The following is a 15,730-nucleotide window of genomic DNA, read 5'->3' as shown; positions in this document are numbered from 1 at the left end:
CTTGTTACAGAGCGGCAGCATCGCCCGCAAAGCCTGCTGACGCAAGCCTGAAGCGGGTATCCCTATGAGTTGGATCGAGGAGAGCATCCTGTGCCCCTGGACTGCATGGTGTCCGGGTCGGATGGATCCAAGGGAGGGTCACAAATGGTGCCGGGAGTGGGACTCGAACCCACATGGGCTATACCCACTCGATTTTGAGTCGAGCGCGTCTACCAGTTCCGCCATCCCGGCGTAGCGTCGAAATTGTACCACGCCACGCGGCGCCGGCCAGCCGCCGGGAGGATAGCAAGTTCAAGGAATCCGGTCGGTGGTCGCCAAGGGTGATGATGCAGTCAGTCGCGTGGTCGGTCGTGAGGTGGTTGGGCTGCCGCGTGGCGGTGTTCACGGCCGGGGATAAGGAGCAACGCATGCGCATCCGTTGGAAGTTGGGGACGGGATTCGGCCTGGTGATCGGTCTGGCCGGCACGTTGGGTGCGGTGGCCATCTGGCAGCTGGGCACCATCGACGATCACGCCTCGGAGCTCCGCGAGGAGGTGCTGCCGGAGCTGCTGGCGGCGCGCCAGATCGAGGCACACGTCCAGCAGAGTGCCCAGCGCTGGCAGGAGTACGGGTTGACCCACGCGCCCGAGGCCGCCGAGCGCGCCGCCGAGGCGCACGAGGAGGCGGTGGCGCAGATCGAGCAGGTGCGCGCGGCGCGCGCCGGTCGCATCGCCGAGTTCGCCGAGGAGGCCGAGGCGGCGATGGACGCCTACCGGCAGGCCACCGACGCTACCGCGGAGGCCGTCCGGCGGCTGCGGGAGATGCGGGAGGGCCTTCTGCGCACGGCGACCATTGCCCTGGAGGAGACGCAGTACCTGCTGGATGATCAGCGCGAGCGCGTGGAGGCCGCCCAGGCGGCGGGTTTCCAGGCGCCGGCCGGGCAGAGCGCCGCCGAGGCTCGCGGGCAACGGTTGCAGGATCTCTCCCGGCTCAACGAGATCCGCATGGTCACCGGCGATATCCACCGGGCTGCCCTGCACTCGCTGGAGACGCGCGACCCGACCCGTCTGCAGGGGGCCCTGCCGGGGTTTGGGCAGGTGCAGGTGCACTTCAGCATCCTGCGCGCCACCGCTGCCGACGAGCAGGAGCGGCAGCTCCTCGAGGAGATCAACGACGCGATTGTCGAGTATCAGGATTACGCGACGGGGCTGGCCGAGGCGCAGGAGGAGCTGGCCGAGCTGCGCGAGGAGCGCGCCGAGACCAGCGCCCGGGCCCTGGCTGCGGTATCCGAGCTGGCCGGGCACACCGCCGAGAGTGGTGAGCGGGCCAGCGACGGTGTGGTCGGAGTTGTCCGGGAGGCGGGGGCGACCCTCGTCATCGGTCTTTTGCTGGTCGGCTTGCTGGCCTTCGGTACGGCGGCGTGGACGACGCGGTCGCTGACCCGGCCGCTGGGTCAGTTGGTTCATGGGCTGCGCGATATCGCCGAGGGCGACGGCGATCTGACCCGCCGGGTGGATGAGCGCCGTGCCGATGAGCTGGGCGAGGTCGGCTACTGGTTCAATCGCCTGATGGACCGGATCCACGGCATGATCGTGCAGCTCTCCGGGGCCAGCCGGGATGTTACGGACGGTGTGGCGCGGATCGCCGCCAGCAATGCCCAGATCGAATCGGGTATGGTCGAGCAGTCGGACCAGACCCAGCAGGTCTCCAGCGCCATCGAGGAGATGTCGAGCTCCATCCACGATGTCTCGCGCCAGACCAGCGAGGCGGCCACGGCCGCCGTGCAGGCCGGCGAGACGGCCACCGACGGCCAGGAGACGGTCCAGGGGCTGGTGACGCGAATGCACGAGGTGGCCGCCAGTGTCGAGCGGGCCAGCGAGGCGGTGACCGCCCTCGGGCGCAGCGGCGAGCAGATCGGCGAGATCATCTCGATGATCGACGGGATCGCCGAGCAGACCAACCTGCTGGCGCTCAACGCCGCCATCGAGGCGGCCCGCGCCGGTGAGCAGGGGCGCGGTTTCGCCGTGGTGGCCGACGAAGTACGCTCTCTGTCCCAGCGGACGGTGGACGCCACGCGGCAGGTCTCCGAGGCACTGCAGCAGATCCAGGAGCGCACCGATACGGCCGTCACGGGCATGGAGCAGAGTTCGGGGCAGGTCAACGAAGGGTTGGGGCAGGCCGAGGCGGCCGGGGCGGCGCTGCAGCGGATCGTCGAAAAGGCGCAGAGCGTGGCCGAGAACGTGCAGTCCATCGCCACTGCCGCCGAGCAGCAGTCCAACGTCGCCGCCGAGATCGCCCAGAATGTGGATGCGGTCAATCAGGTCACCCAGCAGACCAGCGGCGGCGTCAATCAGGCGGCGCAGACGGCCCAGCAACTGCGCCGCGAGGCCGAGGGGCTGCAGGCGCTTGTTCAACAGTTCAAGATTGATGAGGGTAGCGAACGATCGTGACCGAGTGGCGGCGCAGCGACTTCCATTACGACTTGCCCGAAGGGCTGATCGCCCATCGGCCGGCAGCGCGGCGATCCGACAGCCGGATGCTGGTGCTGCGCACCGAGGATGGGGCGCTGGCCGACCGCCGCTTTGCCGATCTGCCCGACTACCTGCGCCCCGGGGATCTGCTGGTGCTCAACGACACCCGGGTCATCCCGGCGCGGCTGGAGGCGGCCAAGCCCACCGGGGCGCGGGTCGAGGTCTTCATCGAGCGAGTGGAGGATGCCGCCGCCGGGGTACTGATCTGTCAGCTGCGCGCCAACCGGGCGCCGAAGCCCGGTGGCCGGCTGGAGCTGGCCGAGGGGGTGCAGGCCGAGGTGCTCGGGCGCGAGGGCCGCTTCTTTCGCCTGCACCTGACCGGCCTGACCGAGAGTCTGTGGGGCTATCTGGAGCGGGTCGGTCACGTGCCGCTGCCGCCGTATATCCGCCGGCCGGATGATGAGGAGGACCGCACCCGCTATCAGACCGTCTTCGCCGCCCGCCCCGGGGCCGTGGCCGCGCCGACGGCGGGGCTGCACTTCGATGACGCCATGCTCGAGCGCCTGCGTGCCGATGGGGTGGAGACAGCCCGGGTGACCCTGCATGTGGGGGCCGGGACCTTCGCCCCGGTGGAGAGCGACGACCTGAGTGCCCACACCATGCACGCCGAGCGGCTAGAGGTCGGCGCCGAGACAGTGGCGGCGGTGAACGCCACCCACGAGCGCGGCGGCCGGGTGGTGGCGGTGGGGACCACAGTGGTCCGCGCGCTGGAGAGTGCGGCGGCCGACGGGGAGCTGGCACCCCACAGTGGCGAGACGCGGCTTTTCATCACGCCGGGCTACCGGTTCCGTGTCGTGGACGGGTTGCTCACCAACTTCCACCTGCCCGAGTCGACGCTGCTGATGCTGGTCAGCGCCTTCGGCGGTTACGAATCGGTCATGGCCGCCTACCGCCACGCCGTTGCCGAGGAGTACCGCTTCTTCAGCTACGGCGATGCCATGCTGCTGATCTGATCCGCTCGGGCACCGGCATCGCGGTCCGGCTAGTCGTCGGCGCGTTCGAGCTGCCGGTGACAGCGGGTGCAGCGGTAGATCTGGGTGCCGCGCAGAATGCGGTTGTGGCGGGTGGTGCTCAGCTGCACCTCGCCGCAGCCGCAGCGGTAGCGCCAGCGGCGCTGGACCCCGGGCAGGCCGGTGATGTCGAGGTCGTGGGTGCGCCGTGGCGGGATGCCCATGCGCTCCATCATCCCGCGCCAGGCGGCGTCGTGGCCGCGGCTGTCGTAGAGGTGGAAGGCGGCCAGGTGGGCCAGCTCATGGACCACGGTATCCGGCAGGATGATGCGAAAGCCGTCCTCGCGCCGGAGCATGGGCCGATTGAAGGCCACCACCCAGCGGCGCAGGTCGGCCCGGCCGGCAGTCGAGCCGCGGCGCAGCCACTCGACCCGTGGCGTAGAGGCCTGGCGCAGCGCGGGGTAGGTGGCGCCGAACCGCTCCCACCACGCCCCGGTCTCCCGTTCCACCACCCGGGCCCGTTCGGCCACCGACCCCGGCGCGTTCACGAGGAGGCCTCCGCGGTCCCTGGCTCGGTGGTCGCGGCGCTCCCATCGGGGTGCTCCTCTTGCAAGGGGGCCAGCCCCGCCTCCAGCTGATCCACCCAGCGACGGACCTGCGCGGCAGTGACGGTCTCCTCGTGGATCGCCCCGCCGGCGGCGCTCAGGGCCCGCTGCAGGCGATCCTCGCGGCGGCTCGGCGGGCGGGGGTCGAGGTAGCCCTGTTGTTCGAGCCATTCGCGCAGCTCGCCGATCTTGCGCGTTAGGAAGCCGGGGACGGCCTTGTTCTCCAGCGCCTGGAGGATGGCGGCGGCGTCGCCCTGGTGGCCGTCGGCCAGTGCGGCCACGTCGTCGCACATCTTGCTGCCGGCGATGGGCGCCGCGGCGGCCAGGCTGGCCCGGTCGATGGGAGTGCCGCGACCGATGGCGTAGGCCTCCAGCCACGCCTCGGCGACGATGATCCGTACGGCCAGCTCGGCGCGTTCCTGCGCGGTGAACAGCGTCTGCGCCGCGTCGCTGTCGAGCAGGCCGCGCAGCGGGCCGAGGTACTCGAAGCCGGCGGCGAGGATCCGGTGCAACCGGTCGAGATCGTCGCGCAGGACGTGGAAGAGGTGGATGGCCCCGGTGCCCTGCCAGGGATCGATCCATGGGGCCTCCAGCGCGGCCCCGTAGCTGGCCGCGGTGTGGTCCTCCGGCGCCGGCAGTGGGTGGCGCTGCGGCAGGGAAAGATCCCCGGCGGAGGCGCTGCCGCGGGCCAGGCGGCGGACCCCGGCCAGGTCGATCACCGGCGGCTCGACGCCCGCCTGGCGCCAGAGCTGCGGCTCGGTGGTCTGGGCGCTGAGGTAGAAGATCTGCCGCCCGTCCTCCTCGGCCAGGGTGGTCAGGGCGCCGGCCACGGCGGCGAAGCGGTCGTGGTCGGTGGTGGTCAGGGCCTCGTCGAGGAACAGCGGCAGCGGCTCGCGGCCGCGCTCGGCCTCCAGGGCGAAGGCGACCCGCACGGCCAGCAGCAGCTGCATGCGTGTGCCGGTGGACAGCTCGGCCAGGCTGCGGTCGGTGCCGGCGTGTTGATCCCGGGCCAGGAAACGGCCGTTGCCGTCGGCATCGGGCACAAAGCGCAACGTGTACTGGTGGTCGGTGAAGCGCTGCAGCCACGCCTCCGCCCGGCGAAGTGCTTCGGGGCGGCGTTCGCTGGTGTGCTCCTGGCGGACATCGTCCATCAGCCAGCGCCCGGCGTGGCTGAGCAGTGCCTCTTGCAGGCGTTCACCCAGCGCATCGCTGGCGGCCTGGATTTCGGCGCGGGCCTGTTCCAGCGGGCGGGTCTGCTGGACGTCACGGATCCGTTGGCGGATCGAGCCGATGGTCTCGCTGATCTGCTGCGCGTCGCCGGCCCGCGCCAGGCGATCGGCGGCCTCGGCGTGCAGGGTTTCGGCCGAGACCTGTCCGGCGCGTTCGAGGAGCTCCGGGGCGTCGGCCAGGGCGCGGCGGGCGGCCTGCTCTTCGGCCTGCCACTGACGGCGCTGTTCCTGGAGCTGCTGCCACTCCGGGCGCTGCTCCAGTCGCCGGTGCAGCGTGTCCCGATCCTGGTCGGTGATCCCGGCGCGGGCAAAGAGCTGTTCGATGGCCTGGCGCCGCTCCTCGGTCTGTCGAGCCAGATCGGCCCGCCAGCGCTCCAGGTCCTGCTGCTGGCGCAGTGCCTCGGTGCGCTGCTGCGCCCGGTTGGCCAGCGCGTCGACGGCGGCAATCAGGGCCTCGACGTCGTCACCGCCATCTGGAGGCAAGGACTGCCAGGTCTTCAGGAAGTCGCCGATCTCGGTGCGCAGGCGCTCGGCCTCGTTGCGGCGCGCCTCGCGCCGGGCTTCGGCCTCGGCCCGGTCGGCGGCGGCCTGGTTCCAGTCGCGTAGGCTCTGCAGGTAGTGCAGGGTGCTCGCTGCCAGCCGGTTGCCGTCGCCGCCGAGCTGGCGGGCGCGGCGCGAGAGATCCTCGCGCAGGCCTTGCAGCTCGCGCTTGCACCGTTGCTGTTCGGCGGCGCGCTGGTTGTGCTGTTCGCGCCGCTCCGCGGCGTGGAGCAGGGCGTCGAGTTGTTCCAGGCAGGAGCCGACGGCCTCGTGTTCCCAGGTGCGGGGCTGGGGGAGCTCGGTCGGGTAGCGTCGCCGGGCGGCATCGCGCAGCGCGTCGGCCTGAGGCGCACGCAGGACCGCGCTGGCGGCGTAGATCAGGGCTGCGGTGGTACCGACGGCGGCCGCCACCCAACCGGGATGCCACTGCCACTGCGGCTCGAGCCAGAAGAGGGTGCCGACCAGCGCCGGCGGGGCGCCCATGCCCAGCACGCCGGCCGTGCCGGCGAGGATGCCGGGGCGGGTCGGCTGGCGGGCGCTGAGCCAGTGGATCAGCTCGCGCCGTCCGGCGCGCACCGTTTCGGCCCGGGGCAGGCGGGGATGGTCCGGATCGGCGAGGCGGGTCAGCTCCCGTTCCAGGGCGGTTAGCTCCGCCTCCGCGCGCTGGTACGGCTCCAGCTGCTCCTCCAGGGTGCGCAGCGCCGCCGGGTCGATGCGCACGGCGGCGGGTTCCGGGGCGCCGAGGGCCTCGGCGATCTCCTGCTGCCGCCGCCGGGCGGCGGCAGCATCCTCCTCGGCCTGGCGGCCCTCCCGCTCGCGTTCGCTGAGTTCGCGCAGCAGCTGCCGGTGGCGCTGCAGGGTCTCAGCGTCGGGGGCGGCATCGGGCAGGCGGGTATCGGCCAGCTGCCGGGCGCAGGCCTGTTCCGCCTCGGCGAGTTTCTCCTGCTCGGTGTGGATGCGGTCCCGGGCCGCCTCTTCCTGCTCCAGGCGCTGGAGTTCGTCGCCGTGCAGGTGGTCCATCCCGGTGGGGAAGTGCGCCAGCTGGTCGTCGATGCGTCGCAGCTCGGTCCGCGCCGCCGCCAGTTCGCCGGCCTGGCGCAGCTGCTCGGCCTCGTGTCGGGCCTGCTCGGCGGCGCGGTACTCCGCCTCGAGCTCCGCCAGGCGCTGCTCGTCGGCGATCAGGTTCTCGTGTTCATGGCGCCGCTCCCGCCACTCCTTGCGCGCCCGTTCCAGGGCGCGGGCCTCGGCATCGCCGTGGTTGCGCTTGAGGTGGAACGGGCCGTTCTGGGCGGTCAGCGCCGCCAGGTCATACCCGCCGGCGAGTTCGCGGACCAGCTCTCGGCCGATTTCGGCGTCGGTGGCCCCCGGATCGGTCAGTCCTTCCACCTGCAGGGCGTAGCAACCGAGCAGGTGGGGCGGGGGCAGGGCCGGCGGATCGGCCGGGGCGCCGTCGCGGTACCAGGTGACCCGGTCGCCGACCCGGGTGACCTGCATGGGTCCGGCGGCCGTTTCCACGTCGGCTTCCAGGTGCACCGTGCCCGCTATGCGCCGCCCCGGCTCAAGCAGGGCGCGAAGGGCACGGATCAGGCTGCTCTTGCCCGAGGCATTGGGGCCGACGATCAGCTGCAGCCCGTCGGCGGTATCCTCGACGGTGAAGCCCGGATCGATGCCGGGCAGGCGCAGGATTCGCAGCCGGCGCAGTCTCACGATGCGGCCTCCCGGTCCTGGGCCAGGAGGCGCTCCAGGGCCTGGCGGGCAGCCTGTTCGAGGGCTTCGGCGATGCGCGCCTCGTCCAGGCGGGGAGACTCCAGCCCCCAGAAAGTGCGCTGCCGGGCGACCGCCTCGAGTTCCGGCCGGGCGCGGCGGATCAGTTCGGCACGCTCGGCATCGCCCGGCTGGCGCCGCAGGATCAGTAGGCGCCGTGCCAGGAGTCCAACCGGATCGCTGCCCTGTGCCAGGCGTTCCAGGTCGAGCGCTGGCTCCGTGGCCATGCGCACGGCCTCGACAAAGTAGTGGACCCCATCGCGCACCTCGTGGAGCTCGGCCAGACCGGTCTCCTGCAGGCGCGCCTCGATTCCGGCACCGGGTGCGGGGCGCCCGGTGATCTGCAGCCGGCAACCCACCGCCTGGGCTTCGGCGCCGTTGCGGCTCAGCTCCAGGTGGAGGGCGTCAAGCGCCGCCATCACCCGTGGGTGGAGCTCATCGGCGTGGTCGATGCTGTCGGCGCTGACCGCCAGCGACTCCCAGCGCAGCGGGGCCAGCGGGACATGCTCGGCCTCGATGCGCCCGGGACCGTCGACCTGGATCCACCAGGGGCCGCGGACGCCCGGTTCGCCGGGGTCGAGGCCGAGCACGCTGCCTAGATAGCCGATGGGCCGGGGGCCGCTCAGCATGTCCGGACGGTGGATGTGGCCAAGCAGCCAGGCGTCGGTGTCCGCGGCTTCCAGATCCGCCGAGCGCACCGGCGCGTAGCGGCTGCCGGTCTGGTCCCGGTCGCAGTGGAGCAGGCCGATGCGTGGCCGGGTGCCGGTCCGCCGCGGGACAGGGTGCGCCAGGGGGCTGTCGGGGGCGGTGGTGCCGGGGAAGGACCAGCCGAGGATCTCCACCCCGCCGATTTCGACGGTTTCCCAGGTGCCGTTGTGACCGAGCAGTTGAAAGGCCGGGAGGCTCTCGGCCAGGCGGGGTAGGACGTCGCCGTCGTGGTTCCCGGAGACGCCGGCGACCGGGATGCCGTGGGCAGCCAGGCGCTCCACGCCGCTGCGCAGATCGGGGAACGCCTCATAGAGGTCGTCGCTGTCCTCAACGACGTCTCCGGCCAGCAGGACGGCGTCGGCACCGTCCCGCACGGCACGCTCCACGCACATGGCCCAGGCAGCCGCCGGGGTCAGACGGCCGGCCGGATCGATGGTCGAGGGGATGCGGCTCGGGCGGCGCCCCAAGTGCAGATCGCCGATGGCAAGAATGCGCGCGGGCACGGTTTTCCCATTATGTGGTGGAAACCCATTTATGCTAACACCCGCAAGCGGCAAGCAGCGCTTGTCGACAAACGGATGCAGGAAGATGCATCCATCAGAGGTGTCGCATGCGCGGGGGATCGCGGGGCGGGTATCGTTAACCCCGCATTCGGCAAAGGGAGCTTGCCGAGCCACCCCGAGCAACGGCGTGAGAGCCCGATAGGGGCGGATAGGGAGATCCGCGGTGAATCCCGCCGAATGTAGGGGCCTGGGGCGGGGTGGTCAAGGACGACCACCCGCCCGCGGGGCCCGCCTCCTGGCCGAAAGCCTTTATACTAGGTGCGTCCGTGGTGCCGGACGTGCCTCGCGCCGTCCAGCGCCGGCCCTCGCCGCGCAGAAGGAGGTGGCTCTGGTGAACCGTCGGCGATCCCTGAGCGGAGCGCTGTGCCGCATGCTTTTCGTGTTGGCGCTCCCGGTCCTGTCCGGTTGCGCGCAGCTGGTTAGCTATTCGGTGGAGCAGGACGAGGTCCAGGCCCACCTCGATACCCGGTTGGAAGCGCTGCGGGATGTGCGTCTGCAGAGCCCGCTAGCGGCCTTCGACTTCTCGGTGCGCACCGCCGATGTCACCCTGGGTCCGGAAGAGGCGCCGGACCGAATCCAGCTTGATATCCTGGGGCGTGCCGGCGTGGACCTGCTCATGGGGCAGGAGTCCGCGGGCGTGGCGCTGCGCCTGCGCGGCCTGCCGGATTATGACCATGAGGCCGGTGCGGTCTACGTCCGGGAGCTGGAACTGGTGACCAGCCGGGTGGAGTCGCGCTGGTTCAACGGCGAGGTGACGGAACTCGTCGATCCGGTGGTCGGCCTGGTCGGCGAACACCTGGAGCGGACCCCGGTCTACGAGATCGAGCGCGACAGCGCCACCGGGAGGGTCCTGGGTCGGGTCCCGGCGGAGGTGCGGGTCGAGCCGGGGCGGCTTGTGCTAAGGCCGCGCTAGACCGTGGCATTCACCCCCGAACAGAGGCAGGTCATCGAGCACCCGGGTGGGCACGCCCGGGTGAGCGCTGCGGCCGGGTCCGGCAAGACGGCGACCCTGGTGGCCCGGGTGATCGAGTTGCTGCGCCGCGGCGCGGACCCGGCACGAATCCGGGTCCTGATGTTCAACCGCTCGGCCCGGGAGGACTTCGAGCGTCGCTTGACGGTGGCCATCCGCGAGGCCGGCTCGCCGGCGCGGGTCTCGGTACAGACCTTCCATAGCGCGGGCTACCGGCTGCTCCAGCGGCTCGAGGCCGAGGGGGTGGTGCCACGGCGCCGGCTCGAGAGTGCCGACTGGGTCGCCCGCAAGCTGGCGCGCAATGCGCTGGAGGCCGCGCTGGAGGATCGGGACGAGGCGGAGGCGGTGGAAGACGATGCCGTCGATGCCTTCCTGGCCTTCGTCGACGTGGTCAAGGCCGATACCCGCGAGGCGTCCGTCATCCATGCCGAGGCCCCCGCCCTGCTGGGCACGTCGCTGCCGGGCCATTATCTCGAGGCCTACCGGCGCTTCGAGGCCCTGCGCGACGACCAGCAGCTGCGCCTTCTCAATGACTTGATCCACGAGCCAGTCCAGGCTCTGTTGGCCGACGAGGCCCTGGCCCGGCGCTTCCGGAATCACTTCGATCACGTCATCATCGACGAGTATCAGGACGTCAACGAGGCGCAGCAGCAGCTGATCCGCTGCATCGCCGGTGAGCGGGCTGCGGTGATGGTCGTCGGTGACCCGGATCAGTGCGTCTACCAGTGGCGCGGGGCGCGGCCGGAGTACATCGTGCGCCGTTTCGACGAGGACTTCCCCGGTGCCGCCAGCTACACCCTGCCGCACACCTTCCGTTTCGGCCACACCGTGGCGTTGCTGGGCAACCACTCGGTGGTGCGCAACCGACAGCGGGACGGCAAGCTCTGCCTGGCGGCGCCCGATAATCCGGCCACCGAGGTGCGCCGGTGTACCGACAGCGATCCGGAACTCTACCGGCGCATCCTCGCCGAGCACCGCGCCGCCGGTGGACGTCTTTCCGATGTGGCGGTCCTGGTCCGGCTCTACAGCCTGGCCGCGCCGCTGGAGCTGGAGCTGCTGGAGGCCGGCGTGCCGCTGCGTCTGGAGGGGCGCGCCGGGCTCTTCCAGCGTCGCGAGATCCGGGCGCTCCTCGGTTACCTGCGGTATGCCGCCGGAATGCTGCGCGAGCCGCTGCCCGATGGTGCCGGCCCGCGGGAGCTGCTTACCGAGATGCTGATGCTGCCGGTGGCCGGTCTGCGCCGGCCGGAGGCGCAGACGGTCGCGCACGGTTATGCCGATGCCCGCCTGCCGCTGACCCGCAGCCTCTCACGTGCCGCCGGGGATCTGCCCCGCTGGAAGGGGCGGCGGCTGCGCCAGCGGATGGCCTCTCTGGAAGCCCTGGGGGCATTCCGGCGCGACGATCCGGTGGCCGATGTCCTCGATGAGATCGTCACCGAGCTGTCGCTCTATGAGGCCATCGCCAGTGGTTCGCCCAGCGCCGAGACGGCCACCGACCGGACCATGATGGTCGACGCCCTGCGCCGGTTCGCGGCCAGTGGCGGTTGGGGACTGACCGAGTTCCTGGAGCGCTGCGACGAGCTCATCGCCCGCTCGGCGCAGTGGCAGGATGCGCCCCCCGAGCAGGCCGTGCGGGTGACCTCCATCCACCGGGCCAAGGGGCTGGAGTGGCCCGTGGTGATCGTCCCCGGGCTGGCGGAGGGGACCTTTCCCTACGGCGCCGGTGAGGCCACGGCGGCGGATCTGGAGGCCGAGCGGCGCCTGTTCTATGTGGCGGTGACCCGGGCTCAGCAGCGCCTTTACCTGGTGCATCCCCAGGATCCACGCCTGGAGCGGGCGTTGCAGCGCGGCCGTGCGGAGCAGTTCGATCCGCACCGGGCGGTGGCCTCGCGCTTTCTCGCCGAGGCGCAGCCGGAGCGCTCCATCGCTGCCGGGGCGGCCCTGGATCGAGGAGAGGTGCCTGATAAGCGGCTGCGTACGCAGGTCGTTGGCGATTATCTGGCGGCCTTGCAAGCGCACGAGGTGGTCCTCGGCTGAATCCGTTTACGCCGCCGGGTGCAGTGCTTAGGCTCGGAGCGCGCCGGGGGTGAGCCGTTGTGGGGGAGAGACGTTGGCCAAGCGCACAGAGGGTGAGCAGGATCCGGTCCGCGGGCTGGCCGGGCGGCTGCAGCGGCGTTACCGCGAGCGGATCGCCGGCGAGCTGGTGTTGCCCGCCCGTCCGGCGCGCACTGCGGGATTGCCCGAGGAGCTGGCCACGGCCCTGGCCACAGCGCTGCGCCAGCGCGGTATCGAGCAGCTCTACAGCCATCAGCGCCAGGCGTGGGAGCGGATCCGCGCCGGGCGGCATACGGTGGTGGTCACCCCGACCGCCTCGGGCAAGACGCTCTGCTACAACCTGCCGGTCCTCCACGAGGCGCTGACCGGCGGTGGCAAGGCCCTCTACCTCTTTCCCACCAAGGCGCTGGCCCAGGATCAGGTGGCCGAGTTGCACGAGCTCAATCAGGCCGGCGGGCTGGGGCTGCGCGCCTTTACCTTCGACGGCGACACTCCGGGGGATGCCCGCAAGGCGGTGCGGACCAAGGGCGATATCGTCGTCTCCAATCCGGATATGCTCCACCAGGGAGTGCTGCCCCACCACACCAAGTGGGCGCAGCTGTTCGAGCAGCTGCGCTACGTGGTGGTGGACGAAGTGCACACCTATCGGGGAGTGTTCGGGTCCCACGTGGCCAATCTGTTCCGGCGGTTGCGGCGCATCTGCCGTTTCTACGGGGCTGATCCGGTCTTCATCTTCACCTCGGCGACCATCGCCAACCCGGGCGAGCTGGCCGGGCGGTTGATCGGTGAGTCAGGCGTCGAGGCCATCACCGAAAGCGGCGCCCCGGCCGGAGAGAAGCGGCTGCTGCTGTGGAACCCACCGGTGATCGACCCCGATCTGGGGATCCGTGCCTCGGCGCGCTCGCAGACCACCCGCATCGCGCGTCTGGCCGTGCGCAGTGGCCTGAAGAGCATCCTCTTTGCCCGCAGCCGGCTGATGGTCGAGGTGCTGACCAAGTATCTGAAGGACGTCTTCGACAAGGACCCGCGCCGGCCACCGCGGGTGGCCGCCTACCGAGGCGGTTACCTGCCCACCGAGCGCCGGCAGACCGAGCAGGCCCTGCGCGCCGGTGACGTCGAGTGCGTGGTGGCCACTTCGGCGCTGGAGCTCGGGGTGGATATCGGCAGCCTCGACGTGGCGGTGCTCAACGGCTACCCAGGGACCATCGCCGGCACCTGGCAGCGGCTCGGCCGGGCCGGGCGGCGCAACCGCACCGCGCTGGGCATCGTCGTGGCCACCAGCGAGCCGCTGGATCAGTACATGGTCCGCAACCCGGACTTCTTCCTGGGTGCCTCGCCGGAGCACGCGCGCATCGACCCGGACCAGCTGCTGATCCTGCTCGATCACGTGCGCTGCGCCGCCTTCGAGCTCCCCTTTCGCCGCGGCGAGACCTTCGGCGGCGAGGATCTGGAGGAGCTGCTCGACTACCTGGTCGAGCAGGGGGTGCTCCACCGCGAGGGTGAGCGTTGGCACTGGGTGGCGGACAGCTACCCGGCCAGCGAGGTCAGCCTGCGCTCGGTGGCCGACGGCAACTTCGTGGTCATCGACACCACCGACGGCGCCCAGCGGGTGATCGCCGAGGTGGACTACACCGCCGCACCGATGACGCTCTACGAGGGCGCCATCTATATGATCCAGGCGCGCCCCTACCAGGTGGAGCGTCTCGACTGGGACGGCCGCAAGGCCTACGTCCGGGAGACGCGGGCCGATTACTACACCGATGCCATCGACTACAGCCGGCTCAAGATCCTCGAGCGTTTCGAGGGCCAGCGCGGTGGCGATGCCGAGGCCGCCCACGGTGAGGTGCACCTGGTCCGGCGCATCGCCGGTTACAAGAAGATTCGCTATTACACCCACGAGAACATCGGCTTCGGGGAGATCGAACTCCCCGATCAGGAGATGCACACCACGGCGGCCTGGTGGACCATCGAGCCGGGTGCGCTGGAGCGGGCCTTCCAGACGCGCCACCGCGCGCTGGATGGGTTCCTCGGCGCGGCCTACGCCCTGCACCACGTGGCGGCGCTGCGCCTGATGTCCGAGCCCGGTGATCTGGGCCGTGCCGTGGGCGATGGGGACGCCGAGTGGTTCGCCGTCACCGGTCCACGCGGGCGCGGCCAGCTCCGGGATGCCAGCGGCGAGGTGCGCGGGGTTGAGGAGGCCGAGCGGTTCCAGCCGGCGGTCTTCCTCTACGACAACTACCCGGGGGGTGTGGGGCTCTCGGCGCCGCTGTTCGACCAGCGGGCCGCCGTGGTGGCCGATGCGCACGACCTGGTCCAGGGGTGCGCTTGCACCCACGGCTGTCCGGCCTGTGTGGGGCCGGTGCTGGCCTCAGAGGAGACCCGCGGGCAGTCGCCGCGGGCTGCGGCGCTGACGGTGCTTGAGCTGCTGATGGGCAGCGGCCCGGCCGCGGACCCGGATGCAAGCGGGGCCCTGCAATGAGCGCGCTGAGCGCGGTTAGTCATGAACGATCTGCCGAATACGCTGCTGCGCGGGTTCTAATGAGTTCGTGACGTTGATGGGGGCTGCAAGACTCGAGGCGGCGTTGCATCACGCCTACATGGCTGGATTCAAGGCCTTTGTGGCGCTCCTGCCGTTTCGTTGGCCGCTGGTTTTCGAGGGGCCGGGTTCGGTCGGGGCCCTGTGTCGGCACATCGCTCAGGTTGGTCACCGCCGCGTGTTGGTAGTGACCGATCCTGAGCTGTTGCGAAAGGGCGTGGTGGCACCGGTGGTCACCGATCTGGAGCAACAGGGGATCGAGGTCGTCCAATATAATGGCATTGTCACCGAGCCTTCCGTGACGCAGGTCGAGGCCGGGCTGGCGGTCCAGCAGGAGATGGATGGCCAGGCCATCCTGGCCCTGGGCGGCGGCTCGGTGCTGGATGCTGCCAAATTGATCGCCGCGCGTGCCCGAAACCACCGCAGCGTGGCCGAGCTGACCGGTTTGTTGCGGGTCCGCCGGGGGATGCTGCCTCTTTACGCCGCGCCGACCACCGCCGGCTCAGGTTCCGAGGTCACGGTGGGGGCCGTCGTGCGCGACGATACCCGGCAGGTCGGCAAACGTGCCGCCATGGACCTGCGCCTGTTGCCTCGGGCCGCTGCCCTCGACGCCCATCTGATGACCGGTTTGCCGCCTTACTGGACCGCAATCACGGGCCTGGATGCCCTGAGCCACGCCGTGGAGGCATATCTGTCACGCAACGCGACGCGGCAGACCGACCATGATGCGCGAGAAGCGGTGCGACTGGTAAGCGGCAATCTGGAGGCTGCATGGCGCCAGGGTAAGGACCTGGAGGCCCGGCAGGCTCTGGCCCGGGGGGCGCACCTGGCTGGCCGCGCCTGCACTGTGGCGGGGATCGGCTATGCCCACGCCATCGCGCACCAGGTGGGGCCGTGGTGTGGCCGTCCGCACGGGGAAGTGGTCGCCGCGACGTTGCCTCTGGTTCTGGAGGCCTACCGGTCCGCGGGAGAGGGTCGCCTTGCCCAGCTTGCCGATCCAGTTGGGGTAGGTGACAGCGGTGCCCCCGCGGCGGCCTTGATCCGACGCCTGCATGAGTTCAACCGGTTGTTCGGTATTCCCGACGCCTTCGAAGGGCTCGGGCAGGCCGACCTCCCTGCGCTGGCCCGCGCCGCCTGCGCCGAGGTGCGCTGGACCTATGCCGTGCCGCGCTACCTGGATCTGGCGCAGGTGCGGGAGATAATGAGTCGGCTTCAGCCGGTTGAAAGGCCCGCTGGGCTGGCCAACCGGGACGGCACCGCGAACGGCCCACGGTGCCCCTGAACGGAGAAGAGGCGGAGACAG

At 70.9% G+C, this 15,730-nt stretch carries 9 protein-coding genes and 1 tRNA gene; 6 read left to right on the top strand and 4 right to left on the bottom strand.

Annotation, left to right across the window (positions count from 1 at the left end; translation table 11 throughout):
• Positions 1–145: 145 nt before the first annotated feature.
• Positions 146–231, bottom strand: a tRNA-Leu gene (locus LRG07_RS00585).
• A 176-nt stretch (positions 232–407) separates the two neighbouring features.
• Here LRG07_RS00585 and LRG07_RS00580 point away from each other — a divergent pair.
• Positions 408–2,429: a methyl-accepting chemotaxis protein gene (locus LRG07_RS00580; RefSeq protein WP_238641564.1), complete on the top strand. Its 2,022-nt coding sequence runs from the start codon at positions 408–410 to the stop codon at positions 2,427–2,429.
• Positions 2,426–3,463, top strand: coding sequence for a tRNA preQ1(34) S-adenosylmethionine ribosyltransferase-isomerase QueA (gene queA, locus LRG07_RS00575; RefSeq protein ID WP_238641563.1), 1,038 nt, complete (start codon positions 2,426–2,428; stop codon positions 3,461–3,463). Before LRG07_RS00580 ends, queA begins: the two co-directional genes overlap by 4 nt.
• 29 nt (positions 3,464–3,492) lie before the next feature.
• Here queA and LRG07_RS00570 read toward each other — a convergent pair whose 3' ends face one another.
• From LRG07_RS00570 to LRG07_RS00560, 3 genes are read right to left on the bottom strand one after another with little or no spacing between them, the layout of a single operon-like run.
• Positions 3,493–4,008 carry a SprT-like domain-containing protein gene (locus LRG07_RS00570; RefSeq protein WP_201171298.1) on the bottom strand — a complete coding sequence of 172 codons (516 nt, stop codon included), beginning with the start codon at positions 4,006–4,008 and terminating at the stop codon, positions 3,493–3,495.
• Positions 4,005–7,541, bottom strand: coding sequence for a hypothetical protein (locus LRG07_RS00565; protein WP_238641562.1), 3,537 nt, complete (start codon positions 7,539–7,541; stop codon positions 4,005–4,007). Before LRG07_RS00565 ends, LRG07_RS00570 begins: the two co-directional genes overlap by 4 nt.
• The gene (locus tag LRG07_RS00560; protein WP_238641561.1) at positions 7,538–8,809 is read right to left on the bottom strand and encodes a metallophosphoesterase; all 1,272 of its coding nucleotides are present in this window, start codon (positions 8,807–8,809) and stop codon (positions 7,538–7,540) included. Before LRG07_RS00560 ends, LRG07_RS00565 begins: the two co-directional genes overlap by 4 nt.
• Positions 8,810–9,200: 391 nt before the next feature.
• On the opposite strand from LRG07_RS00560, the gene LRG07_RS00555 reads away from it, so the two are divergent.
• The 4 genes from LRG07_RS00555 (at position 9,201) to LRG07_RS00540 (ending at position 15,709) form a co-directional block, all read left to right on the top strand.
• On the top strand, positions 9,201–9,782 hold the full coding sequence (locus LRG07_RS00555; RefSeq protein ID WP_201171289.1) for a DUF1439 domain-containing protein: 582 nt from the start codon (positions 9,201–9,203) through the stop codon (positions 9,780–9,782).
• Positions 9,783–9,785: 3 nt separating this feature from the next.
• Positions 9,786–11,873 carry an ATP-dependent helicase gene (locus tag LRG07_RS14005; RefSeq protein WP_238641560.1) on the top strand — a complete coding sequence of 696 codons (2,088 nt, stop codon included), beginning with the start codon at positions 9,786–9,788 and terminating at the stop codon, positions 11,871–11,873.
• A 73-nt stretch (positions 11,874–11,946) separates the two neighbouring features.
• The gene (locus LRG07_RS00545) at positions 11,947–14,370 is read left to right on the top strand and encodes a DEAD/DEAH box helicase (RefSeq protein ID WP_238641559.1); all 2,424 of its coding nucleotides are present in this window, start codon (positions 11,947–11,949) and stop codon (positions 14,368–14,370) included.
• Positions 14,371–14,446: 76 nt separating this feature from the next.
• A complete protein-coding gene (locus tag LRG07_RS00540) occupies positions 14,447–15,709 on the top strand; it encodes an iron-containing alcohol dehydrogenase (RefSeq protein ID WP_238641558.1) in 1,263 nt (420 codons plus the stop codon).
• The last annotated feature ends 21 nt before the right edge of the window (positions 15,710–15,730 follow it).

It is taken from the genome of Halorhodospira sp. 9622 (genome assembly GCF_022228025.1).
GTDB lineage: Bacteria > Pseudomonadota > Gammaproteobacteria > Nitrococcales > Halorhodospiraceae > Halorhodospira > Halorhodospira halophila_A.
The sequence above is the reverse complement of the archived record's forward strand: the minus strand, read 5'-3'. Positions and strand labels throughout refer to the sequence as shown.

Excerpts from the sequence above, each read along its gene's own strand:
- LRG07_RS00580 (WP_238641564.1), top strand. The coding sequence starts at position 408 with ATGCGCATCCGTTGGAAGTTGGGGACGGGATTCGGCCTGGTGATCGGT.
- LRG07_RS00540 (WP_238641558.1), top strand. The coding sequence starts at position 14,447 with ATGGGGGCTGCAAGACTCGAGGCGGCGTTGCATCACGCCTACATGGCT.